We start from the raw sequence: 20,637 nt of genomic DNA, 5'->3' as shown, positions 1-20,637 counted from the left end.
TGCTCTACCGTTGTGCATGCCGGAATGGCCAGACGAGCAGGTAATTTCTGAAGTTGTTGTAGATTTTTGCCAGCCCCAGCGGCTCCCACAAGAGGAATCCGATGATCAGCGCGCCATAAAGCATTAGCGGAACATGGGAGCGCAAATCGGTGGAGATGGCGAGGCCGAAGTCGGAGGCGAGGCTGCCGATGAGGTTGTTGAGCAGGATGGGCGTGAACAGAATGAGCGCCGCCCCGAAGAACGAGCCGAGCACGCTGCCGAGCCCGCCCACGATCACCATCGCGACCAGCTGGATCGACAGCTCGAGGTGGAACTGGTCGGGCGACACCGAACGCAGATAGCACACTGCGAGGACCGCTCCGACCACGCCGCCGATGAACGAGCTGGTCCAGAAGGCCAGCAGCTTGAACTTGAAGGTGCTCACCCCGATCACTTCGGCCGCGTAGTCTTTCTCGCGCACCGCGGCGAGGGCGCGACCGAAGCTCGTGCGCTGCACGTTCAGCATGAACAGGGTCACCATCGCGCAGATGATCAGCGCGACGAAATAGGTCCTGACATCGCCGATCACCGGCACGCCGAGGAAGGTCACCGGCGGCACCGCGATTGAGGCCAGTGAGCCGCCGGAGATCGCGGGGAAATGCATGATCACGAAGTCGACGATATACTGCATGGCGAGCGTCGCCATGGCGAGATAGAGGCCCTTCACCCTGAGGGCCGCCGCCCCGAACACGATGCCGATCGCCGCGCTCATCACCCCGCCCGCCAGCATCGCGATCTCGAAGGGAATGCCGGCGAGCACGAGATGCACGGCCGTATAGGCGCCGATCGCCATCACCGCCCCATAACCGAGATGGATCTGCCCCGCCGTGCCCATGAGGAAGTTCAGCCCGAGCGCTGCGGTGGACCAGATGATCCAAGGCAGCAGATAGCTCGAGAGATAGAGTGGCTCGACAACGAAGGGCGCGACTACCAGCAGCGCCGCAATGACCGCCACCAAGCCCTTGTCGAAGGGCAGCGGCCAGAGCTGCCGTTCGTCCTGGTAGCGCGTGTGCCTGATGCCGGCGCGGCGGTAGAACATCACACCCTCTCGATGTGCTCGCGGCCGAACAGGCCGTGCGGCTTGACCAGCAGCGTCAGCAGGATGATGACCGAGGCGACCACGTCGCGCGTGCCGCCGCCCACCAGCGGATCCAGTATGCCGGAGGCCAGGCTCTCCGCCACGCCGACAATCACCCCGGCGATGAGCACGCCGGGTATGGAATCGAGCCCGCCGAGAATGGCGATGGCCAGCGCCTTGATCAGCAGCAGTGAAAGCGACCAGTCGATGCCCTGCGTTGCTCCCCACAGCACGCCGGCCACCGTGGCCATAACCGACGACAGCCCCCAGGCAACCGCGATCGCCCGCTCCACCCGGATTCCCACCGACCATGAGGCAGTCTGATCGTCGGAGACTGCCCGCATCATCACCCCGAGCCGCGAATTGAAGAACACCAGCGCCAGGCAGATCATCACCAGCGAGATGATGCCGCCGATCAGGATGGAGCGGTTGATCAGGAAATCGCCCAGGAAGATGGGTGCGTTGGGGATGCCGAGGTCGAGGCGCTTCACCGCCGAGCCGAAAACCCCCGGAAGCAGACCCCGTAGCAGGATCTCGAGGCCAAGGGTGAGCATGATCACCATGATCACCGGCTGGCCGATCATGCGGCGCAGGGCAAGGCGCTCGATCAGCGCGCCGACAAGGAACATGAGCACGATGGCGATGGGAATGGCGCCCCAAACCGGCAGGCCGAAATACGAAGCGACCGCCCAGGTGGCATAGCCGCCCATCATGGCCAGCGCTCCCTGGGCGAGGTTGGCAAGCCCGGAAGTCTTGTAGATCAGCACGATGCCGACCGCCACCAGGGCATACATCAGGCCGACGAACACGCCGTTGATGGCAAGTTCCGTAAGCAGGATATAGTCCATCAGACCGGAACCTCCTCGATGGCGAGCGTGCGGCGGATCACGCCCTTTTCGCCGCTTTCATAGGTGATCTGCGCGTCGAAGGTGACCTCGGCCGCGCCGGAGTAGAGGGCATCGATCAACGCCGCATATCGCTCCTCAATGACCTTGCGGCGCAGCTTGCGGGTGCGGGTGATCTCGCCGTCATCCGGGTCGAAATCCTTGTGCAGGTTGACGAAGCGGCGGATGCGCAGGGTTTCCGGCTGGGTCTTGTTCACGTGCTGGATGATGCCGGCCACCAGCTTGCGCACCTCCGGCTTCTGCGAAAGGTCGGCGTAAGAGGTATAGGAGATGGCGCGCTGCTCCGCCCAGTGGCCCACCGCCTCGAAATCGATGCAGATGATGGCGTTCAGCACCGGGCGGCCGGCACCGAGCACCGCCGCATTGCGCACGAAAGAGCTGAACTTCAGTCGGTTTTCGATGAAATTGGGAATGAACCGCTCGCCCGATGCGGTGCGCACCACCTCGCTCACCCGCCCCAGCACCACCAGATCGCCATCCGGCTCGATATAGCCGGCATCCCCCGTCTTGAGCCAGCCGTCCTGAAAGGCTTTCGCCGTTTCCTCCGGCGCATTGAAATAGCCGTCGATCACCGAGCCGGACCTGACCAGGATCTCTCCGCTGTCGTCGATCCTGACCTCCACGCCCGGCATGATCTGCCCAACGGTGTGCAGCTTCACATGGTCCTCGGTCTGGGCGGCCGACAGGGCGGAGGTCTCGGTCTGTCCATAGAACTGCTTGAGCTTGATGCCGATCGCCCGGAAGAACAGGAACGTGTCCTCGCCGATGGCCTCGCCGCCGGTGAAGGCTCGCTCGGCGCGGGACAGGCCGAGGTGATCACGGATCGGGCCATAGATCAGCACATCCCCGGCGGCATCCACCACGCGCTCCCAGGCACTGGGGGTGCCGCCCGCGAGCCGCTTGCGTTCGAGCTCGATCGCCCGCGGGATGAAATAGTTGAACAGGCTGCGCTTGAGCGGCGTGGAATCCGCCATGCCCACCTGCACGCGGGTCAGCATGTTGTCCCAGGCCCGCGGCGCGGCAAGGTAGAAGGTGGGCGCCACCTCGCGAAGATCGTGCAGCGCCGTCTCCTGCCGCTCGGGAATGCTGATGGTCGAGGTAAGCACCACCCCCGCGCCCAGGCTGAAGATGAAATCGCCAACCCAGGCCGTCGGCAAATAGGCGAACAGCTCCTCGTGCGGCTTGAAATAGCCGCCCTGCGCTGCATTGTTGATGCCGGTGATCACGTTGCGATGGCGCAGCGGAATGCCCTTGGGCACGCCCGTTGTGCCGGAGGAATGCAGCAGCACGGCGATATCGTCGGCTTGCGCACGATTGACGAGATCTTGCGCGAGCCCGGGCTCTTGCGCGAGGCGCTCGCGCCCAGTTTCGATCACCGCGTCCGCTGAGATCACGCCCTCGACATTGTAGGCGCCGATCCCGCGCACATCGTCATAGATGATGGTCTTGGGGCGCCCGGTGCGCTCGCGCAGCTCAAGGAGCTTATCCACCTGCTCCTGGTCTTCCGCCACCGCAATGCTGGGCTCGCCGTTGCGGGTGTAATCCACCAGTTCGTCCACCGGCACGTCGGGAAAAACCGGTGCGGGAAACGCGCGCAAGGCGTTGGCCGCCAGCATGGCGTAATAGAGCCGCGCCCGGTTGTCGCCGACCACCGTCAGCGCCTGTCCGGGTGCAAGGCCCAATGTCTCCATGCCTGCGGCAAAGCTCACGACCTCCATGAGCACGTCGCGCCAGGAGGCCTCTTGCCACACGCCATAGTCCCGCTCGCGGAAACCGATTCGGTCGCCGTCCTTCAGCGCGTTGCGAGCTAGTGCCGCGATCAATGTCGCCGGTAGGCCGTCCTCGCGCCGCGGCCAGGAGGTGATCGCCAGCGGCGGCGCTCCACTCATGCCGCCACCCCCGCATGCCGCGCTGCTGCCCTGTCGCCGAGATAGGCCTGAACCACCTTGGGGTCTGCAATAGCTGTCCGCGGCTCGCCCTCGGCGATGATCTCCCCGTAGCTCAGCACGGTGATCCGGTCGCAAATGGCCGTCACCACGTCCATGTGGTGCTCGATGAGGAGGATCGAGACTTTGCGCTCGTCGCGGGCATCCAGGATGAAGCGGGCAATATACTCCTTCTCCTCCTGGTTCATGCCGGCCATGGGCTCATCCAGGATCAAGAGCTTGGGCTGCGCCACCAAGGCGCGGGCAAGCTCCACCCGCTTCTGCAGTCCCATCGGGATCACCTCGACCGGCTCGTCGCGGATGTCCTGCAGCTGCATGAAATCGATGATCTCCTCCACCACCCGCCGATGCGCCAGCTCCTCCCGCTGCGCCCACCACCAATAGAACAGAGTGGGCAGGGCGCCTGGCCGCATATGGACGTGCCGGCCGAGCAGAATGTTGTCGAGCACGCTCATGCCCCGGAACAGGGCCAGGTTCTGGAAGGTCCGCGCCACGCCCTTCGCGGCAATCACGTGGGGTTTTAGGCGGGTCACGTTCTCGCCGAACAGCATGACCGTGCCGGCATTGGGGGGATAGAAGCCGGTGATCACGTTCACCATGGTGGTCTTGCCGGAGCCGTTGGGGCCGACCAGGCCAAAGATCTCGCCACGATCGACGTGAATGTCGACGCCCTTCAGCGCCCTGAGACCGCCGAAGCTGCGCTCGATGCCGCGGCAGTCGAGCACGCGCTCGCCATTGCTGAGCTCACCAGCCATGCCGGTAGACGCTTTGGTAAAGTCGACTCAGCAGCGCGCCGCCGCCGAAACCGGCAGCAAGGCCTGCCCGGCACAATGTGCTCGCCCCGCGACTATAGCTACTGGTAATGCAGGATTTCCGCGTCAGGACGCTGGCCCGCCATGACAGCTGTCGCATGCCCCACCCATTATTCCTCCATGCCGCGCTTATTGTTCTGATGCCGGCAGCCCAATCGTTATTGAATACGCTTCACTAAGCCGTGTCAACTTATCCAAAGGTTTCAATGCCAGCCCAGTGGCCCGCGTATCTCCTCTGCAATCATCCATTCCTCATCAGTCGGCAGCACGAGAATCGCGACACCTTTCCGCGTCGTGTCAATCCGCATCGCGTTCTGCCGGTTGGCGGCCTCGTCGATCTTTACACCGAGCCAGCCGAGGTGACGACAGGCAAGGGCGCGGATCTCCGGCTGATTCTCGCCAATGCCGGCGGTGAACACCAGGGCGTCCAGCCCGCCTAGACTGTTGGCTAGCGCGGCCGTCTGCCGGGCAATATGGAAGCAGAACAGGTCAAGCGCTTCCCGCGCCCGTTCGGCCTCGCCACCGTGCTCGCGCGCCTTCTCGATCAGCAGACGGGTGTCGCCGCTGATGCCGGACACGCCGAGCAAACCACAGTGATGGTATAGCATCTCCTCGGCCTGCGCAGGGGAGCAGCCACGCTGCTGCAACAGGTAGAGGATCACGCCCGGGTCCAGCGCGCCGCAACGGGTGCTCATGGGAATGCCGTCGAGCGTCGAGAAGCCCATGGTGGTGTCGATGCTGACACCATCTTTCATGCCGCACAGGCTGGCACCGCTGCCGAGATGGGCGACAACCACGCGGCCTTTGGCGATTTCCGGGGCAACTTCCCGCAGCCGGTGCGCAATATAGGCGTAGGAGAGTCCGTGGAAGCCGTAGCGCTGAACGCCCTCCTCGTAAAGCTGGCGCGGGATGGCCAGGCGCCGCACCTCCGGCCGCTGAGTATGGTGGAAAGCGGTATCGAAGCAGGCGACCTGCGGCAGGTCCGGTCGGGTGCTGGCTGTCGCCTTGATCAGTGCCACGCTCTGCGGCTGGTGCAGCGGTGCGAGCGGCACCAGTGCCTCGATCTGCGCTAGCGTATCGCTGGTCACCCGCACCGGTCCGGCAAACCGGTTGCCCCCATGCACCACCCGGTGCCCCACGGCGGTGATCCGGCTCTCGCCGGCCAACTGTGCGCAGATATCCAGTACTTCGGCCATGATGCCGGCGAGGTCATCCGGCGATCCGCGCTGCACCGTATGGGCCTCATGTTCCTTCGCGCTGTTCACGTCCAGCTGAAGCGGCTGCCTGGCGAAATCGATCTTGGCGCGGAACAAGGCCGGCGCGCCCGATGGCCTGGCCGAAAAGCCTGCGAATTTGATGGTCGACGAGCCCGGATTGACCGTCAGCACAAGATCCGATCCCGCCATGATGCCTAAGCCCTGCCGATATATGGACCCTATAGGACACCATGGCACAGAGAAGCCGAAAAGCCCAAGGACCATCGGCCCAATGGGGCGCTATACGGGAGCGCCAGATCCATGGCCCGCCGATGCATCGGCCTTGATCCAGCGGCTGGCCAGGAAGTCCACGGTAGCCCGCACCGCCGGCAATTGGCTGCGCCGCGGCGGCATGAGGAAGGTGGTCGTCACCATCCCGGCGGTCCAGCCCGGCAGCACTCGCACCAGCCTGCCCCGCGTCATCGCAGGCCGGCAGATTTCCTCGGGCAGGCAGGTGAGGCCCAGCCCAGCCTCGGCCGCCCCGAGCAGAAGGCTCGATTCATCGGCCAGCAGACGCGGGTGCGGCTTCACCTGGCACTCTTGTCCGTCCGCATCCCGCAGCCGCCATGCCGTTGCTGACGGCCCGATCAGCAGTCCATCATGTTCGGCGAGGGCCTCTGGACCGACCGGCGCACCACGCTTTTCCAGATAGGCGGGCGCGGCGACGACGAAGATGGGCTCGGTCTTGGCCCGGCGCTGCACGAGGCTGGAGTCTGGCAGCGGCCCGAAATGGCTGCGGATGGCGATGTCGAACCCCTCCTGCACCACGTCCACGAACCGGTCGCTCACATGCACCTGCAGCATGAGCTTGGGATAGGTTCGCGCCAGGACCGGCAGCTGGTCGGCGAGATAGAACTGCGCAACCGGCACCGATGTGGTGAGCTTGATGGTGCCGCTCGGCTCGGCCAGGCGCCGGCGTACCACCGCCTCGGCGCTCTCCGCCTCGATCAGCACCGCCCGCGCGTGCTCGAACACCTCCCGGCCGATGTCGGTAAGGGCGAAGCTGCGCGATGTGCGATGAATGAGCCGCACGCCAAGGCGCCCTTCCAATTCGGCCACCCGCTTGCTGACCGTCGACTTCGGGGTGTTCAGAACCCGCGCTGCACCCGCAAAGCTGCCGCTCTCCACGGCTTGCGCGAAGAAGTAGAGGTCGTTCAGGTTGAGCATGGCCATCGTCCACAAATATGGACGATAAGTCTCCAACTTGGCCGCTACACAGTCAACGGCCACGAATGCAGATTGATCAGGGAAAACTTACCGCGGGCCAGATGGGGTTCGCGCTATGGAGGTGATCATGCTACCTGTTCTGTTTTACGGCGTGCCGGAAGGCTGCTCCTTCGGATCGATCGTGGCTCTGGAATGGCTCGGCAAGCCGTATCAGCTGTGCCGCATCGAGATGCCCGAAGTGGTCTCGGGCGAGGACTACCGGCGCATCAACCCGGTTGGAGAAACGCCCACCATGCTCACCGAAAAGGGTGGGCTCCTCAGCGAGAGCATGGCCATTCTCAACCACATCGCTGCGCAAGGCATCGACAAAGGCCTCGGCTTTGCCCAGGGCACGCCGGAATTTGACAGGCTCAATGCTATGCTGGCCTTCCTCAATACCAGCTTTTTCGGTGCCTTCAGCCCGCTCTGGTATGCCCTCGACCATGGCCGAGAAGGGCTGGAGAAGGACGTGCTAAGGGCCTATGGCAAGGCCGAAGTGACCAAGGCTCATGGCGATCTGGAACGGATGCTCGGTGGCCGCGACTGGCTCGTTGGCGATCACCCGACAGTGGCTGACGCCTATTTCGTCGGCATCGCCCGCTGGAACGACTTCCACCGCGCGCTCGACCGCCACGACTTCCCCGCTGTGAACCGCCTCTACCAGAAGCTTCAGAACGACCCGGCGGTGCGGTTCGCCCACGCGATCGAAGAGGAGAAGCCGGCCCGCGGCACGGGCGGTTTTGCTGGCCACGTTTCGCTTGAGGAGGTGCTCCATAGGCTGCGCGAGCCGGTCTGAACGGCGGAATCCATCAGAGATCGGGGCATGTCGGGAACGGGCACCCTGCGCCGGCCATTGTTAAGCCGAGCGCTGGAGGCCCGCCATGCCCGATCTGCCGCAAGACCGAACCTATTGGAACACCACCGCCGCCGCTCCGGAGTTCCCGCAGCTCTCAGGCGAAATTGATGTCGACATCGCCGTCATCGGCGGAGGCATTGTCGGCATCACCACGGCCCGCCTGCTCAAGGATAGAGGCCTGACCACGGCGGTGGTGGAGGCGCGGAAGGTTGGGCGCCAGGTGACCGGCAAGTCGACCGCCAAGATGACCTCGCAACACAGTATCATCTACCAGACCCTGGAGCAGAAGTTCGGCGAGGCGCGCGCCAAGCTCTACGCGGAAGCGCAGGAAACCGGCATCCGCAAGATCCGCAGCCTGGCGGCCGAGCATGGCATCGCCTGCGACATCGAGAGCAAGCCCGCCTATCTCTACACGCTCGACGAGAACTATGTCGGCCAGATCGAGAAGGAGGCCGAGGTGGCGCGCCGCCTCGGCCTGCCCGCGTGCCTCACCCGTGAGATCGGACTGCCATTTCAGGTGCACGCGGCGCTGCGCTTCGATGACCAGGCGCAGTTCCACCCTACGAAATATGTGGTGGGCCTGGCGGCCACCATTCCCGGCGGCGGCTGCCACGTGTTCGAACACAGCCGTGTGGTGGATTGGGAACCGACCCGGGTGGCGACCGACCACGGCACCATCCGCGCGCGGCATGTGGTCATGGCGACCCACCTGCCCTTGGGCCAGGTGGGCGGCTATTACGCCCAGGCTTACCCCTATGCGGAGCCGGTGATCGCCGCAAGGATCGTCCAGCCGCTCGCCGGCATGTATATCAATGCCGAGCAGCCGAGCCACTCGATCCGCACCCATGCCCGAGCCAAGGGCGATGTTTATGCGATCGTCGCCGGCACCGGCTTCAAGCCCGGCCACACCGACGAGGAGCGGCAGTACTTTGCCGATATCGAGAGTTGGCTGGCCGACAATTTCGACACCGGTCCGGTCGAATACCGCTGGGTGAATGAGGACTACACCGCCATGGACGGCGCCCCGTTTATCGGCTGGTCATCCTCCGGAACTGACGGCTATCTGGTCGGCACCGGCTTCAACGCCTGGGGCATCAGCAATGGCACGGTGGCAGCCATGATCCTGGCCGACTTGGCGGCGGGGAAGGAAAACCGCTGGCTCGACCTGTTCGATGCGACCCGCGTCAAACCCATTGCAGGCGGTGCGGAGTTCGTGAAGGAGAACGTCCACGTCGCCAGCCACCTCGTCACCGGCTACCTCTCCCGCAAGCCGAAATCCTTTGCCGAGCTGGCGCCGGGCGAGGCGGCGATTCTGAAGATCAATGGCGAGCACGTCGCCGCCTTCAAGGACGAGCGCGGCCAGGTGCACGCGGTCTCCGCGGTCTGCAGCCACATGGGCTGTATCGTCGGCTGGAACGAGGCCGACCGCACTTGGGACTGCCCCTGCCACGGCTCCCGTTTCGAGCTCAATGGCGAAGTGATCCACGGGCCAGCCACCAAGCCGTTGGGCACCCACATCACGGGCTGAGCCCTCGCGCGCGAGGCTGCCGCGCCCCAAGCAAGGTGCAGGATGAGGCGACGACCTGCCAACGCCGCGAGACACTCGATGCCGGCCAGCCCCTGGTCGCTCCTGCTCCTTGCCGCGGCCTTGCTCTTCGCCACGCTGGCGGTGGTGGATCCGGCTCGCCCGCAGGACAGTGCCGCTGGCCGCACCGCCATTTTGCTCGATGTGAAAGGCGCGATCGGACCGGCAACCACCGATTACATCGCCCAGGGGCTCGCGACGGCTGCCGATAGAAATGCGGCGGTCGTTATCCTGCGCATGGACACGCCCGGCGGCCTGGCAAGCGCCATGCGCGACATCATCCGCGATATTCTGGCTTCCCCCGTACCGGTCGTGGTCTATGTGGCGCCGGGCGGTGCGCGGGCCGCCAGTGCCGGAACGTACATTCTCTACGCCAGCCATCTGGCGGCCATGGCGCCCGGCACCAATCTCGGCGCGGCGACCCCGGTCCAGCTGGGCGGCGGCCAGCCCTTCGGCCGGGGTGAGGAAGACGGCGAGGGCGAGAAAGGGACCGGTGATCCATCGACGGCGAAGGCGGTCAATGACGCGGTTGCCTTCATCCGCGGCCTTGCGGAGCTCAACGACCGGAACGCTGACTGGGCCGAGCAGGCCGTACGCGAGGCCGCAAGCCTTCCGGCAAGCGCCGCGCTCGACCAAGGGGTCATCGAGATCATAGCCACCGATCTCGACGACCTGCTGGCCAAGGCCGACGGTCGTACCGTCCGCGTCTCGGGCAATGATGTCACCCTGCGCACCGCGGACCTTTCCATCGCCGCCATGGAGCCTGGCTGGCGCACGCGCCTTCTCGGCATCATCACCAACCCGAACATTGCCTATATCCTGCTGCTCGTCGGGATGTACGGCATCATCTTCGAATTCGTCAGCGGCGGCGCCATCTTCCCCGGCGTGATCGGCGGGATATCGCTGATTCTCGGCCTGTTCGCCCTCAATCTCCTGCCGATCAACTATGCCGGTGTGGCCCTTATTCTGCTGGGTGTTGCCCTCATGGTGGCCGAGGTGTTCGCACCCTCCTTCGGGGTGCTCGGCATCGGCGGGGTCACCGCCTTCGCCATCGGCTCGTTCTTCTTGTTCGACGAGGTGCCAGGCTTTCAGCTCTCACCTGCCGTTGTGGTCACCGCGAGCCTCCTGAGCGCAATCCTGCTCGTGATCGTGCTGGCCGCGGCGGTGCGCGCCCATCGACGTCAAGTGGTGAGCGGCAGCGCGGCCATCATCGGTGCCAAGGGAGAGGTGCGCGCCTGGTCGCACGCGAGCGGCCTGGTCCACATCGCGGGCGAGCAGTGGCAGGCCCGCGCGAGCAAGCCGCTGAGCCCCGGCCAGAAGATCCGCGTGACTGGCCGCGATGGCCTCACCCTGATCGTCGAGCCGGAAGGCCCAACCCCTGAAGGAGGAGGACTCTGACCCATGCCGATCGACCTCTTCGCCTATCTCGTCATCGCCGCCTTCGTAATCGGCATCGTGGTGTCGGTGATCCGGATCCTGCGGGAATACGAACGGGGCGTGGTCTTTACGCTCGGCCGTTTCTCCGGGGTAAAGGGGCCGGGTCTCATCATCCTGGTGCCGTTCGTGCAGCAACTGGTGCGGGTGGACCTGCGCACGATCGTGCTCGACGTGCCGAGCCAGGACGTCATCTCCCACGATAACGTGTCGGTGAAAGTGAACGCGGTGATCTATTTCCGCGTGGTAGACCCGGACAAGGCCGTCATTCAGGTCGAGGACTATATGATGGCCACCAGCCAGCTCGCCCAGACAACTCTGCGGTCGGTGCTCGGCAAGCACGACCTCGATGAGATGCTCGCCGAACGCGACAAGCTGAACCAGGACCTTCAGGAGATCCTGGATAGCCAGACCGACGCCTGGGGCATCAAAGTCGCCAATGTCGAGATCAAGCATGTCGACATCGACGAGAGCATGGTGCGCGCCATCGCCCGCCAGGCCGAGGCCGAGCGCAACAGACGCGCGCGCATCATCAATGCGGAAGGCGAGCACCAGGCCGCGGAACGCCTGGTCGAGGCTGCGCGCACCCTCGCAGCGACTCCCGAGGCGATGCAGCTGCGCTACCTCTCAACCCTCTACGACATCGCCGACGAGAAGAATTCGACCATCGTCTTTCCCGTGCCCATCGACATCATGCGCGGCATACTCACGCCCAGCACCGCCGGCAATGTGGCCGGTTCCGGGAGTGCCCGCGAGCAGACGTGACGGCTGCTGTCAGCTTCGCTCTTGACTTGGCCGACCGTCTCGGCTGCTCTGCACCGCCGAGGGCAGTTGTTGGAGAGAGAGCGCACCAGATGAGCTTCCATGTCGTCGAGCAGGCGGAGCCCCGCCTCAACCGCAGCGAGCTTGCCGTCCCGGGCAGCCAGACCAAGCTGTTCGAGAAAGCGGCGAAATCGGCAGCGGACGTCATCTTCCTCGATCTGGAAGATGCGGTTGCCCCCGACGACAAGGAGCAGGCCCGGAAGAATGTCATCCAGGCGATCAACGACATCGACTGGGGCAACAAGACCCTGTCGGTGCGCATCAATGGCCTGGACACACACTACATGTACCGGGACGTGGTCGACGTGCTGGAACAGGCGGGCGAACGTCTCGATCTCATTATGATTCCCAAGGTGGGCACGGCGAGCGACGTCTACGCGGTCGACATGCTCGCAACCCAGATCGAAGCGGCCAAGGGGCGCAGGAAACGCATCGGCTTCGAGCTGATCATCGAGACGGCCCTGGGCATGCAGAACATCAATGCCATCGCCGGGGCGAGCAAGCGAAACCAGTCGCTCCACTTCGGCGTGGCCGACTATGCCGCCTCCACCAAGGCCAAGACCACCAATATCGGCGGCGCCAATCCGGATTACGCCGTGCTTGCCGACAAGCAGGGCGAGGCGCCGCGCGATATCTATTGGGGCGATATGTGGCACTATGCGATCGCCCGCATGGTGGTGGCAGCCCGCGCCAATGGCTTGCGGCCGATCGATGGCCCATTCGGTGATTTCTCCGACCCGGACGGCTACCGCGCGGCCGCCAAGCGTGCGGCCGCCCTGGGGTGCGAAGGCAAATGGGCGATCCACCCCTCGCAGATCGCGCTGGCCAACGAGGTGATGAGCCCGAGCGAGGCCGAGATCACCCAGGCGCGCCGCATTCTTCAAGCCATGGATGAAGCCGCCAAGGCCGGGCGCGGGGCGGTCTCGTTGGACGGCAAGCTCATCGATTACGCCTCGATCCGCCAGGCCCAGGTGCTGGTGAAGAAGGCGGAGCAGATCGCCGCTCAGTAGATGGCGCTAAGATGCTGACGCGGCGGCGAGATCGGCCGATTGCAACCGCCCGTCATGCAGAGCGGTGGCAACCAGCACCGCCGCGGCACCCGCCTCGTGCGCTGCGGTGAGATCAGCCGCATCCCGTATGCCGCCGGCCGCAATGATCATACGGTCGCCCGCCAGGGCCTTGATCTGCCGCAGCCGGGCGAGGTCGGGCCCTAAGCCGCTGCCGACCCGTGCGAGCGTCATCACGATCAGCCGCGACGGCCAGAGCCCCGGATCCGACAGCAAGGCCGAGGGCCCGATGAAATCGTCGCCGCGGAAATCCAGCGAGAGGGCGACCCGCGGCTCGGCACGCATTGCCGCCACCATGTCCACACCTCGTTGCGACTCGCTGCCAAGCACCAGGACGCCGTGTTCCTCAGCCAGCCAGCGCTGCGCCGCACCGAGATCGTCCGTGCCGCGATCGATCCAGAACTCGATTTCAGGATGGTGCTTCGCCAGCGCGGCGGTGGCCTCGCGATTGTCGCCCGTGCCCTGGATAGCATCGAGATCGGCGATATAGACCTGCCGGAAGGGATGCAGCCCGAGCAGCCCCGCCAATACCTCGCCCGGCGCAGCGCTCGCGCTCAACGGCGTCTCGATAGGCCGATAGGCGCTGCGTTCCCCCCGCCTGGCATGAACCACCAATCCGTCCTTCACATCGAGCACGGGAATGATATCCATGGGCGCGTGAGGCATTGGTCACCTGCACAGGAGGGGTCTTGGCCGCAACCATCGGATGGGATATCGGCGGTGCCCATGTCAAGGCGGCACGGGTCGAGGACGGGCGCGTGGTGGCAGCCATACAGGTGCTGTGCCCCTTGTGGAAAGGCTTGGGCGAACTCGACCGGGCCCTGGCGGAGGCGCAGCAGGCGGTTGGCACCACCAGCTATCACGGCGTGACCATGACCGGCGAGCTCGCCGATGTCTTCGTCAATCGGGCTGAAGGCGTGTGCCAGCTCAGCCGGATCATGGACGCGGCGCTCGCCCCCGCGGAGGTCAACATCTATGGCGGCCGAGCCGGCTTCCTCGCCCCGGAGCGCGCCGCCGACCATGAGGCGGACATTGCCTCAGCCAACTGGCATGCCAGCGCCATGATCGCCGCCCGCGCGCAAGGAAGCGGCCTGTTCATGGATATGGGCTCGACCACCACCGACATCATCCCGCTGCGCGACGGCGCCTGGGTGGGACTTGGCTATACCGATGCGGAACGGCTTCAGGAAGGTGAGCTTGTCTATACAGGCTATACCCGGTCGTTTCTCATGGCGATCTGCGACCGCGCGCCGTTCCGGGGCCGTTGGACCACGCTCATGAACGAGTATTTCGCCACCATGGCGGACGTCTTTCGGATATTGGGCGAGCTCGACGAGGCGGTCGACCAGCACCAGACTGCCGATAATCGCGAAAAGACGATCACCGCCTCCTGTCAGCGCCTCATGCGCATGATCGGCCGCGATACGGGCGACGCGACACTGGAAGAATGCAAGGCCCTGAGCCGGTGGTTCGCGGAGATGCAGCTGCGCCAGCTGTGGGAAGCGGTGGCCTTAGTCTGCTCTCGGGGGGCGGCAAGCACGTTTTCTCCTGTCATCGGCGCCGGCATCGGGCGGCCGGTGGTCCGGCGCCTCGCCGAGCGTCTCGGCCGTCCATACGTGGATTTCAACACCCTCTTCCCCACCACGCCGCAGGCGGCCGCCGCGGCTTGTTCCTGCGCGCCGGCCGCGGCTGTCGCCTTGCTGCTGGATTATGCGTTATCACGTCCTGGAGACAAGGCTGGGAGGTGATGCCATGACATTGATGCTGGCCAGCGTTGCAAATACTCAGGAGGCCGAGATCGCGCTAGCCGGGGGCGCCGACATCATCGATTTCAAAGACCCCACGACCGGCGCTCTCGGTGCCGTGCCCCATACCACCATCAGCGCCATGCTGCGCGCGCTGGCCGGCCGCGTTCCCACCAGCGCGGTTATCGGTGATTTGCCCCTGAAGCCCGAGTCCCTGCGCAGCGCCGCCGCCGCCATGGCGGAAACCGGCGTCGATTTCGTGAAAATCGGGCTGTTTGGCACAAGTCCGGGCAACCCGGCCAATGGTCCGGCCCTGGATGCGTGCCTGGCCGCCCTGGCGCCCGTGGCCGATCAGGCCAAGCTTGTTGCGGTGGTCTTCGCCGAGCACGGTGTAGCCCCCGAGCTGGCCAGCCGGCTTGCCGCCAACCGCTTCACCGGCGTCATGCTCGACACTGCCGAAAAGGGCTTCGGCCGGCTGCTCGACCACATGAGCATTGCCGCCCTGCGCGATTTCGTCGAGCGAGCCCGCGCCGTCGGCCTGCTCTCGGGGCTTGCCGGCTCCCTCGAGGTGCCCGATATTCCGCGCCTCCTGCCGCTCAGGCCCGATGTGCTCGGCTTCCGCAGCGCGCTCTGCCCTGGCGGCGACCGCAGGGCCGGCATCGACCGCAACGCCGTCCGCTCGATCGTGGCGCTGGTGCGTGCCACGGCGAGCCCGCCGAAACCGGTGAGCTTAGCGCCCGCTGGGCCAGACAAGGTCGTGGTCGAGAATCTCGTCGTCTCCGTGCCCGTGGGTGCCTACGCGCGCGAGCGTGCCCACAAGCAGCGCGTGCGCTTCGACGTGACGGTGGAGCTTGCGCCCCGCCGTACGGCCGGCGATCATATGGAGGATGTGTATTCCTATGACGTGATCACCGATGCGGTGGCAGAGCTCGCCGAAACCGGGCATGTGCTGCTGGTGGAGACCCTGGCCGAGACCTTGGCGCAGCGCATCCTGTCCGAACCCCGAGCACGCAAGGCAACCATCCGGGTGAGCAAGCTCGATCTTGGGCCCGGCGCCATTGGCGTCGAGATCACCCGGGTGAGGACGCCGGCCGATGAATAGAGGCAGTGACCAGCTGGTTGTGGTGAAGCTGGGCGGTTCCTATGCCAGGATCGGCGACCTGCGGCCATGCCTTGCAGCGCTTGCCGGCTGGGCGAGGCCCATGGTTCTCGTCCCAGGCGGCGGGCCGTTTGCCGATGCGGTGCGCCAGGCGCAATCCGCAATGGGCTTCTCCGATGGAGCGGCCCATCACATGGCCCTGCTGGCCATGGAGCAATTCGGGCTGGCTCTGTGCAATCTGGACAACCGGGTCGTTCCCGCGCGTAATCGCCACGACTTCCATGGGGCGCTGGCAGCCGGGCAGATCCCGGTATGGCTGCCCACCGAGATGGCCCTGGCCGACCCGGCGATCGAGATGTCCTGGCGCGTCACCTCCGACAGTTTGGCCGTGTGGCTGGCAGCGCAGCTACCCGCCGGCGAGGTCGTCCTGCTGAAGCAGAAAGCCGCACCCCCCGGCCAGGATGCCGCTGCGCTTGCCGCGTCAGGCCTGGTGGATGCAGCTTTGCCGGACATGCTGCGGCACTACCCGGTGGCCATCCGCATCATGGGGCCCGAATGGTGGCAAGCAGGGGCAGCCGCATGAGCAAGGTCGCGACACCTCGCTGGGGTTGGGCCATCACCGGGTCCGGCCATTTCGTTGCGGAATCGATTGCGCTGATGGCCGGGCTCGACCATCTGGATCTGTTCGTCAGCAAGGCGGCCGAGGAGGTGGTGCGCATGTACCGCAAGGAGCTGTCGCTTGGCCGCTCGATGCGCATCTACAAGGACAAGGCCGCCAGCGCGCCACCGGTCGGCAATTTCTACTACGGCGTCTACCACACCCTGATCGTGGCGCCCGCCACCTCGAACACCGTGGCCAAATGCGTGTTCGGCATCTCCGATACGTTGGTGACCAACGTCTTCGCGCAGGCCGGCAAATGCCGGGTGCCGACCATCGTCTTCGCCTGCGACACCGCGCCCGAACACGACACCATGGCGCCCAAGGGCATGGTCAAGGTCTATCCCCGGCGCATCGATCTGGAGAACACTGCCCGGCTGAAGGAATTCGAGGCCACCACCGTGGTGGAAACCCTCGGGCAGCTGGAAGCGGCGATCGCGGCGCGCAAGGCGGAACTGGCCGGCGGTCAGCCGGCGCTGCGTCATGGCTGAGCGCCTGCTCTTCGTCACCGGTCGTCTCGCCCGGCCACGGCTGGAGAAGATCCTTAACGGCCTTGGGCCAACCGAGTTCGAATGGACCATCCACGATATCGGCGTGAAGGTGGCGGCCCTGATGACCGAGGCGATCCTCATGCGCCGGCTGCCGCGCCCCCTCGCTGCGGACCGGGTGGTGCTGCCGGGCCGCGCGCGGGTTGACTTGGCGCGGTTGAGCGAGGCGTTCGGCATCCCCTTCGAGCGCGGCCCCGACGAACTCGCGGATCTGCCGCACCATCTCGGCCGTGCCCGCACCGCACCCGATCTTACCCGCTACCGGGTGCGGATCTTTGCCGAGATCGTGGATGCGCCGGGCCGCACGGTGGACGACCTGCTCATCCAGGCCCAAGACATGCGGGAGCAGGGTGCTGACATCATCGATATCGGCTGCCTGCCGGACACACCGTTTCCCCACCTGGAAGACGTGGTGCGCACCTTGAAAGCCGCCGGGCTTGCCGTAAGCGTCGATTCCGCCGACCCGGACGAGCTGCGGCGCGGCGCGCAAGCCGGGGCGGACTGGCTCCTGAGCCTCAATCGCGGGACGCTCGCCATTGCCCGGGAGACTGGCGCCGGCGCCGTGCTGGTGCCCGCCAAACACGGCGACCTTCCCTCCCTTTATGAAGCCATGGAGCAGGCCGAGAAACACGGCCTCACCTGGATCGCCGATCCCGTTCTCGACCCCATCCATTTCGGCTTCACCGCGTCCCTCGAGCGCTATGCGGCGGTGCGGCGCCAGCATCCCCAGGCGCCCATGCTCATGGGCACCGGCAATCTCACCGAGCTCACCGATGCCGACAGCGGTGGCGTGACCGCGGTGCTCATGGGCATCTGCTCGGAGCTCGCCATAGACAATGTGTTGGTGGTGCATGTGAGCGACCACACCCGCCGCACCATCGAGGAGCACGACGCAGCCCGCCGCATCATGCTGGCGGCGCGCGAGGATGAGAGCCTGCCGCGCGATTATAGCCGCATGCTGCTGCAGCTGCACGACCGCAAGCCCTTTGCCTCCTCGCCCGCGGAGATCGCCGAGCTCGCCGCCCAGGTGCGCGATGCGAATTACCGCATCGAGGTCTCGTCCGACGGCATCCACATCTACAACGCCGGCGGTCACCACGTCGCGCAGGATGCCATGTCGCTGTTCCCCAAGCTGGGCATCGCGGCCGACGGGGCGCACGCCTTCTATCTCGGCACCGAGCTGATGAAGGCCGAAATCGCCTACCGCTTGGGCAAGCGCTTCGCCCAGGACGAGCCGCTCAACTGGGGCGCGGCCGTGGACGTGCTCGGCGAGGACAAGACGCGCTTGGCGGCGGCCGGCCACACGCTCCGCGCCAAGCAGGGGAGTGGCGACTGATGCCCATGATCCGCGAATGCGTGGTAACCACGGCCTACGGCCCCGGCGAGGGCGCGCAGGTCCACATCGCGCCGCTCGGCGTCATCGAGGATGGGTCTTACTGGATCATCGCGCCGTTCAGGCCGTCGGCTACCCTCGACAACCTGCGCAAGCTGCCCTTCGCGGTCGCCAACTTCGTAGACGATGTGCGCATCATCGCCGGATGCCTCACTGGCCGCCGCGACTGGCCGCTGCGCGAGCTCGCCGGCTTTCCGGTGCCGCGGCTGGAGTCCTGCCTCGCTCACGCAACCCTGGCGGTCGAGCATGTGGAAGAGCACGAGCTGCGGCCCCGTTTCCATTGCCGGATACTGGAGATGGCAAACCACGCGCCGTTTATGGGCCTCAACCGCGCCAAGGCCGCGGTGATGGAACTGGCCATTTTGGTGAGCCGCCTTCATATGCTGCCGCGGGACAAGATTGAGGCCGAGATCGCCTATCTCGAGATCGCCGTCAACAAGACCGCCGGCGCCGACGAGCAGCTGGCCTGGGACTGGCTGATGGAGCGGGTGCGGCAGCACTTTGCCGGCTCGGCCTAATCGCCCTCCATTCAGCGCCAGAAAGGCTTCCGCGCCTCTCGCTGCGCCTCCATGCGGCTGATGCCGATGTCGCGAAGCCGGTGATCGTCGAGCTCGCGGAGATCGCGACGCTGGCACCACCGGTCCGGCCAGTCCCGTATGATAAGCCATACGAGACGCGCCAGGCCACGCCACAGACCAGCCGAAAGCCGCCACGTCCAAGAGGTGATTTTCGCGTTTCCGTGCTGGTCCATGCTACCGCCTCAGGTCCGGCGAGGTGCAGCATAGCGCGGGGACAGAGCCCGATATTTCGGCCGTGCCCGAACCGTTCTCCGCTGACAGCGGCGGCATCGCTCGCTACCCTTGCCCTATGACCATCCAGGCGTCAGTGAACAGTATTGCGGAGATCGCTGCTCTCATCGGCGATCCGGCGCGGGCCAGCATCCTTTCCGCGCTTATGGCAGGGCGCGCCCTCACCGCTGGCGAGCTGGCCTGGCACGCCGGTGTAAGCGCCCAAACCGCCAGCGGCCATTTGGGCAAGCTACTCGCAGCCAAGCTGATCTGCATGGAAAAGCAAGGACGGCATCGCTATTATCGGCTCGCCTCCGCCGGGGTCGCCCAGCTCCTGGAAACCCTGACGGTCCTCGCCGCAGCCGAGCCGGTCGGGCGTCGGGTGGTCGGGCCGAAGGACCAGGCCTTGCGCCTGGCCCGCACCTGCTATGACCACATGGCGGGCAAGCTGGGCGTCGCGTTGGCAGATGCGCTCGCGGCCCGTAGTTATGTGGTCATGGACGACGATGCGGCCATGATCACCGATGCCGGTAGGCATTTCTTCCATGAATTCGGCTTGGACTTGTCCTCCCCAAGCGGGAGCCAGCGGCCGATCTGCCGCGCCTGTCTCGATTGGAGCGAGCGCCGCCCTCATCTCGCCGGGCGGCTCGGCGCAGCGCTGCTCGCACGCTTTCTCGATCTCGCCTGGGTTCAGCCCGTGGCGGACAGCCGCGCCCTGAAGCTGACGGGGACCGGCGAACGCGAAATCCACATCCGCTTCCACCTTCGCCCCGGCTGGCAACAAGGTTGAGCAAAAACGACGGGAGGTGAATCGCCTCCCGTCGCTCAGGCGTATACCGTTGGCGCGTCAGGCCGCGAAGGGATGTTTCACGCTGCTGCGCTGCGCGGTGACCTCAGCCGCGCTCGGCTGGCCGGCGACGGCGCGGGCGATGGCCTCTTTGGTGGCGCGATAGTTGAAGTCCTGGATCTTCTTGTCGTCCGCGGCTTCCCAGTGGATGAACACACCTACGCAGATGAATACGTCGTCCGCTTCATCCGCCGGGATGACACCCTCGGCAACCGAATCCTGCACGGCCATTGCCACCCCGTGCTGGGCCGGGCCGAACATCTGCACCGCCTGCTTCGCGCCCTTGATGGTGACCTTGTTGAACATCACCGTATTCGGCTTGCAGGGCAGGTTTGGCGCGATCACGGCCAAGAGGCTCGTGAAGCCGTCCTTGTTGTTGACCAGCGCATTGCAGAACGCCGATTCTGCCGCGCTGCCGCGCGGGCCCATGATCAGATCGATATGGGCGACCTCGTTGCCGTCACCGACGAGAGACTCGCCGACCAGCACCTTGTTGATCTTCGCCATTGGCCAAATACCCTCCCTTGCATGCGACCGGCTGTGCCAAGCCGCG

21 protein-coding genes are annotated in these 20,637 nt (G+C 65.5%); 12 read left to right on the top strand and 9 right to left on the bottom strand.

Translation table 11 applies throughout. From position 1 onward, the window contains the following. Positions 1–4 precede the first annotated feature (4 nt). From E4P09_RS22075 to E4P09_RS22050, 6 genes are all read right to left on the bottom strand, one after another. The gene (locus E4P09_RS22075; protein ID WP_137391805.1) at positions 5–1,078 is read right to left on the bottom strand and encodes a branched-chain amino acid ABC transporter permease; all 1,074 of its coding nucleotides are present in this window, start codon (positions 1,076–1,078) and stop codon (positions 5–7) included. Continuing rightward, a complete protein-coding gene (locus tag E4P09_RS22070) occupies positions 1,078–1,965 on the bottom strand; it encodes a branched-chain amino acid ABC transporter permease (RefSeq protein WP_137391804.1) in 888 nt (295 codons plus the stop codon). Before E4P09_RS22070 ends, E4P09_RS22075 begins: the two co-directional genes overlap by 1 nt. Beyond that, positions 1,965–3,911 carry an AMP-dependent synthetase/ligase gene (locus E4P09_RS22065; RefSeq protein ID WP_137391803.1) on the bottom strand — a complete coding sequence of 649 codons (1,947 nt, stop codon included), beginning with the start codon at positions 3,909–3,911 and terminating at the stop codon, positions 1,965–1,967. The genes E4P09_RS22070 and E4P09_RS22065 overlap by 1 nt, the downstream gene beginning before the upstream one ends. After that, positions 3,908–4,723: an ABC transporter ATP-binding protein gene (locus E4P09_RS22060; RefSeq protein ID WP_137391802.1), complete on the bottom strand. Its 816-nt coding sequence runs from the start codon at positions 4,721–4,723 to the stop codon at positions 3,908–3,910. The genes E4P09_RS22065 and E4P09_RS22060 overlap by 4 nt, the downstream gene beginning before the upstream one ends. A gap of 260 nt (positions 4,724–4,983) precedes the next feature. After that, entirely contained in the window at positions 4,984–6,186 is a 1,203-nt protein-coding gene (locus E4P09_RS22055) for an acetate/propionate family kinase (protein ID WP_137391801.1), read from the bottom strand. 90 nt (positions 6,187–6,276) lie between these two features. After that, positions 6,277–7,209 (bottom strand): LysR substrate-binding domain-containing protein, encoded by a 933-nt coding sequence (locus E4P09_RS22050; RefSeq protein ID WP_137391800.1) that lies wholly within the window; start codon positions 7,207–7,209, stop codon positions 6,277–6,279. Between the two features lie 121 nt (positions 7,210–7,330). Between E4P09_RS22050 and E4P09_RS22045 the strand changes: the two genes are divergently transcribed. The 5 genes from E4P09_RS22045 to E4P09_RS22025 all read left to right on the top strand — a co-directional run bounded on the left by E4P09_RS22045 (position 7,331) and on the right by E4P09_RS22025 (position 12,949). Continuing rightward, a complete protein-coding gene (locus E4P09_RS22045) occupies positions 7,331–8,038 on the top strand; it encodes a glutathione S-transferase family protein (RefSeq protein ID WP_137391799.1) in 708 nt (235 codons plus the stop codon). A gap of 85 nt (positions 8,039–8,123) precedes the next feature. After that, complete coding sequence (locus tag E4P09_RS22040; RefSeq protein ID WP_137391798.1) at positions 8,124–9,626, top strand: FAD-dependent oxidoreductase; 1,503 nt, start codon at positions 8,124–8,126, stop codon at positions 9,624–9,626. A 78-nt stretch (positions 9,627–9,704) separates the two neighbouring features. Beyond that, complete coding sequence (locus E4P09_RS22035; protein ID WP_137391797.1) at positions 9,705–11,081, top strand: NfeD family protein; 1,377 nt, start codon at positions 9,705–9,707, stop codon at positions 11,079–11,081. Between the two features lie 3 nt (positions 11,082–11,084). Continuing rightward, positions 11,085–11,882 (top strand): slipin family protein, encoded by a 798-nt coding sequence (locus tag E4P09_RS22030; RefSeq protein ID WP_170984570.1) that lies wholly within the window; start codon positions 11,085–11,087, stop codon positions 11,880–11,882. A gap of 89 nt (positions 11,883–11,971) precedes the next feature. Beyond that, complete coding sequence (locus E4P09_RS22025; RefSeq protein ID WP_137391796.1) at positions 11,972–12,949, top strand: HpcH/HpaI aldolase/citrate lyase family protein; 978 nt, start codon at positions 11,972–11,974, stop codon at positions 12,947–12,949. Positions 12,950–12,955: 6 nt separating this feature from the next. On the opposite strand, the gene E4P09_RS22020 is transcribed toward E4P09_RS22025, so the two are convergent. Beyond that, on the bottom strand, positions 12,956–13,672 hold the full coding sequence (locus E4P09_RS22020; protein ID WP_239025310.1) for a HisA/HisF-related TIM barrel protein: 717 nt from the start codon (positions 13,670–13,672) through the stop codon (positions 12,956–12,958). 23 nt (positions 13,673–13,695) lie between these two features. On the opposite strand from E4P09_RS22020, the gene E4P09_RS22015 reads away from it, so the two are divergent. Genes E4P09_RS22015 through E4P09_RS21990 form a run of 6 tightly spaced genes read left to right on the top strand, consistent with a single transcriptional unit; the run spans position 13,696 to position 18,967 of the window. Further along, positions 13,696–14,754, top strand: coding sequence for a hydantoinase/oxoprolinase family protein (locus E4P09_RS22015; RefSeq protein ID WP_137391795.1), 1,059 nt, complete (start codon positions 13,696–13,698; stop codon positions 14,752–14,754). 4 nt (positions 14,755–14,758) lie between these two features. Further along, positions 14,759–15,853 (top strand): (5-formylfuran-3-yl)methyl phosphate synthase, encoded by a 1,095-nt coding sequence (locus tag E4P09_RS22010; protein WP_137391794.1) that lies wholly within the window; start codon positions 14,759–14,761, stop codon positions 15,851–15,853. Then, entirely contained in the window at positions 15,846–16,433 is a 588-nt protein-coding gene (locus E4P09_RS22005; protein ID WP_137391793.1) for an amino acid kinase family protein, read from the top strand. The genes E4P09_RS22010 and E4P09_RS22005 overlap by 8 nt, the downstream gene beginning before the upstream one ends. After that, positions 16,430–16,999 (top strand): flavoprotein, encoded by a 570-nt coding sequence (locus E4P09_RS22000; RefSeq protein ID WP_137391792.1) that lies wholly within the window; start codon positions 16,430–16,432, stop codon positions 16,997–16,999. Before E4P09_RS22005 ends, E4P09_RS22000 begins: the two co-directional genes overlap by 4 nt. Next, the gene (locus E4P09_RS21995; protein ID WP_137391791.1) at positions 16,992–18,392 is read left to right on the top strand and encodes a DUF6513 domain-containing protein; all 1,401 of its coding nucleotides are present in this window, start codon (positions 16,992–16,994) and stop codon (positions 18,390–18,392) included. Before E4P09_RS22000 ends, E4P09_RS21995 begins: the two co-directional genes overlap by 8 nt. After that, positions 18,392–18,967: a DUF447 domain-containing protein gene (locus tag E4P09_RS21990; protein WP_137391790.1), complete on the top strand. Its 576-nt coding sequence runs from the start codon at positions 18,392–18,394 to the stop codon at positions 18,965–18,967. Before E4P09_RS21995 ends, E4P09_RS21990 begins: the two co-directional genes overlap by 1 nt. A gap of 11 nt (positions 18,968–18,978) precedes the next feature. On the opposite strand, the gene E4P09_RS21985 is transcribed toward E4P09_RS21990, so the two are convergent. After that, the gene (locus E4P09_RS21985) at positions 18,979–19,200 is read right to left on the bottom strand and encodes a DUF1127 domain-containing protein (RefSeq protein ID WP_137391789.1); all 222 of its coding nucleotides are present in this window, start codon (positions 19,198–19,200) and stop codon (positions 18,979–18,981) included. 134 nt (positions 19,201–19,334) lie between these two features. Between E4P09_RS21985 and E4P09_RS21980 the strand changes: the two genes are divergently transcribed. Further along, positions 19,335–20,027, top strand: a complete 693-nt coding sequence (locus E4P09_RS21980; protein ID WP_338049018.1) for an ArsR/SmtB family transcription factor — start codon at positions 19,335–19,337, stop codon at positions 20,025–20,027. 57 nt (positions 20,028–20,084) lie between these two features. Here E4P09_RS21980 and fae read toward each other — a convergent pair whose 3' ends face one another. Beyond that, a complete protein-coding gene (gene fae / locus E4P09_RS21975; protein WP_137391788.1) occupies positions 20,085–20,591 on the bottom strand; it encodes a formaldehyde-activating enzyme in 507 nt (168 codons plus the stop codon). Between the last annotated feature and the right edge of the window lie 46 nt (positions 20,592–20,637).

The sequence above is a fragment of the Rhodoligotrophos defluvii genome, assembly GCF_005281615.1.
Lineage (GTDB): Bacteria > Pseudomonadota > Alphaproteobacteria > Rhizobiales > Im1 > Rhodoligotrophos > Rhodoligotrophos defluvii.
This window is presented reverse-complemented; position numbering and strand designations above follow the sequence as displayed.

What these genes read in the sequence shown, in the direction of transcription:
- E4P09_RS22075 (WP_137391805.1), bottom strand. Translation starts at nt 1,078, where the DNA reads ATGTTCTACCGCCGCGCCGGCATCAGGCACACGCGCTACCAGGACGAA.
- E4P09_RS22070 (WP_137391804.1), bottom strand. Translation starts at nt 1,965, where the DNA reads ATGGACTATATCCTGCTTACGGAACTTGCCATCAACGGCGTGTTCGTC.
- E4P09_RS22065 (WP_137391803.1), bottom strand. Translation starts at nt 3,911, where the DNA reads ATGAGTGGAGCGCCGCCGCTGGCGATCACCTCCTGGCCGCGGCGCGAG.
- E4P09_RS22060 (WP_137391802.1), bottom strand. Translation starts at nt 4,723, where the DNA reads ATGGCTGGTGAGCTCAGCAATGGCGAGCGCGTGCTCGACTGCCGCGGC.
- E4P09_RS22055 (WP_137391801.1), bottom strand. Translation starts at nt 6,186, where the DNA reads ATGGCGGGATCGGATCTTGTGCTGACGGTCAATCCGGGCTCGTCGACC.
- E4P09_RS22050 (WP_137391800.1), bottom strand. Translation starts at nt 7,209, where the DNA reads ATGGCCATGCTCAACCTGAACGACCTCTACTTCTTCGCGCAAGCCGTG.
- E4P09_RS22045 (WP_137391799.1), top strand. Translation starts at nt 7,331, where the DNA reads ATGCTACCTGTTCTGTTTTACGGCGTGCCGGAAGGCTGCTCCTTCGGA.
- E4P09_RS22040 (WP_137391798.1), top strand. Translation starts at nt 8,124, where the DNA reads ATGCCCGATCTGCCGCAAGACCGAACCTATTGGAACACCACCGCCGCC.
- E4P09_RS22035 (WP_137391797.1), top strand. Translation starts at nt 9,705, where the DNA reads ATGCCGGCCAGCCCCTGGTCGCTCCTGCTCCTTGCCGCGGCCTTGCTC.
- E4P09_RS22030 (WP_170984570.1), top strand. Translation starts at nt 11,085, where the DNA reads ATGCCGATCGACCTCTTCGCCTATCTCGTCATCGCCGCCTTCGTAATC.
- E4P09_RS22025 (WP_137391796.1), top strand. Translation starts at nt 11,972, where the DNA reads ATGAGCTTCCATGTCGTCGAGCAGGCGGAGCCCCGCCTCAACCGCAGC.
- E4P09_RS22020 (WP_239025310.1), bottom strand. Translation starts at nt 13,672, where the DNA reads ATGCCTCACGCGCCCATGGATATCATTCCCGTGCTCGATGTGAAGGAC.
- E4P09_RS22010 (WP_137391794.1), top strand. Translation starts at nt 14,759, where the DNA reads ATGACATTGATGCTGGCCAGCGTTGCAAATACTCAGGAGGCCGAGATC.
- E4P09_RS22005 (WP_137391793.1), top strand. Translation starts at nt 15,846, where the DNA reads ATGAATAGAGGCAGTGACCAGCTGGTTGTGGTGAAGCTGGGCGGTTCC.
- E4P09_RS22000 (WP_137391792.1), top strand. Translation starts at nt 16,430, where the DNA reads ATGAGCAAGGTCGCGACACCTCGCTGGGGTTGGGCCATCACCGGGTCC.
- E4P09_RS21995 (WP_137391791.1), top strand. Translation starts at nt 16,992, where the DNA reads ATGGCTGAGCGCCTGCTCTTCGTCACCGGTCGTCTCGCCCGGCCACGG.
- E4P09_RS21990 (WP_137391790.1), top strand. Translation starts at nt 18,392, where the DNA reads ATGCCCATGATCCGCGAATGCGTGGTAACCACGGCCTACGGCCCCGGC.
- E4P09_RS21985 (WP_137391789.1), bottom strand. Translation starts at nt 19,200, where the DNA reads ATGGACCAGCACGGAAACGCGAAAATCACCTCTTGGACGTGGCGGCTT.
- fae (WP_137391788.1), bottom strand. Translation starts at nt 20,591, where the DNA reads ATGGCGAAGATCAACAAGGTGCTGGTCGGCGAGTCTCTCGTCGGTGAC.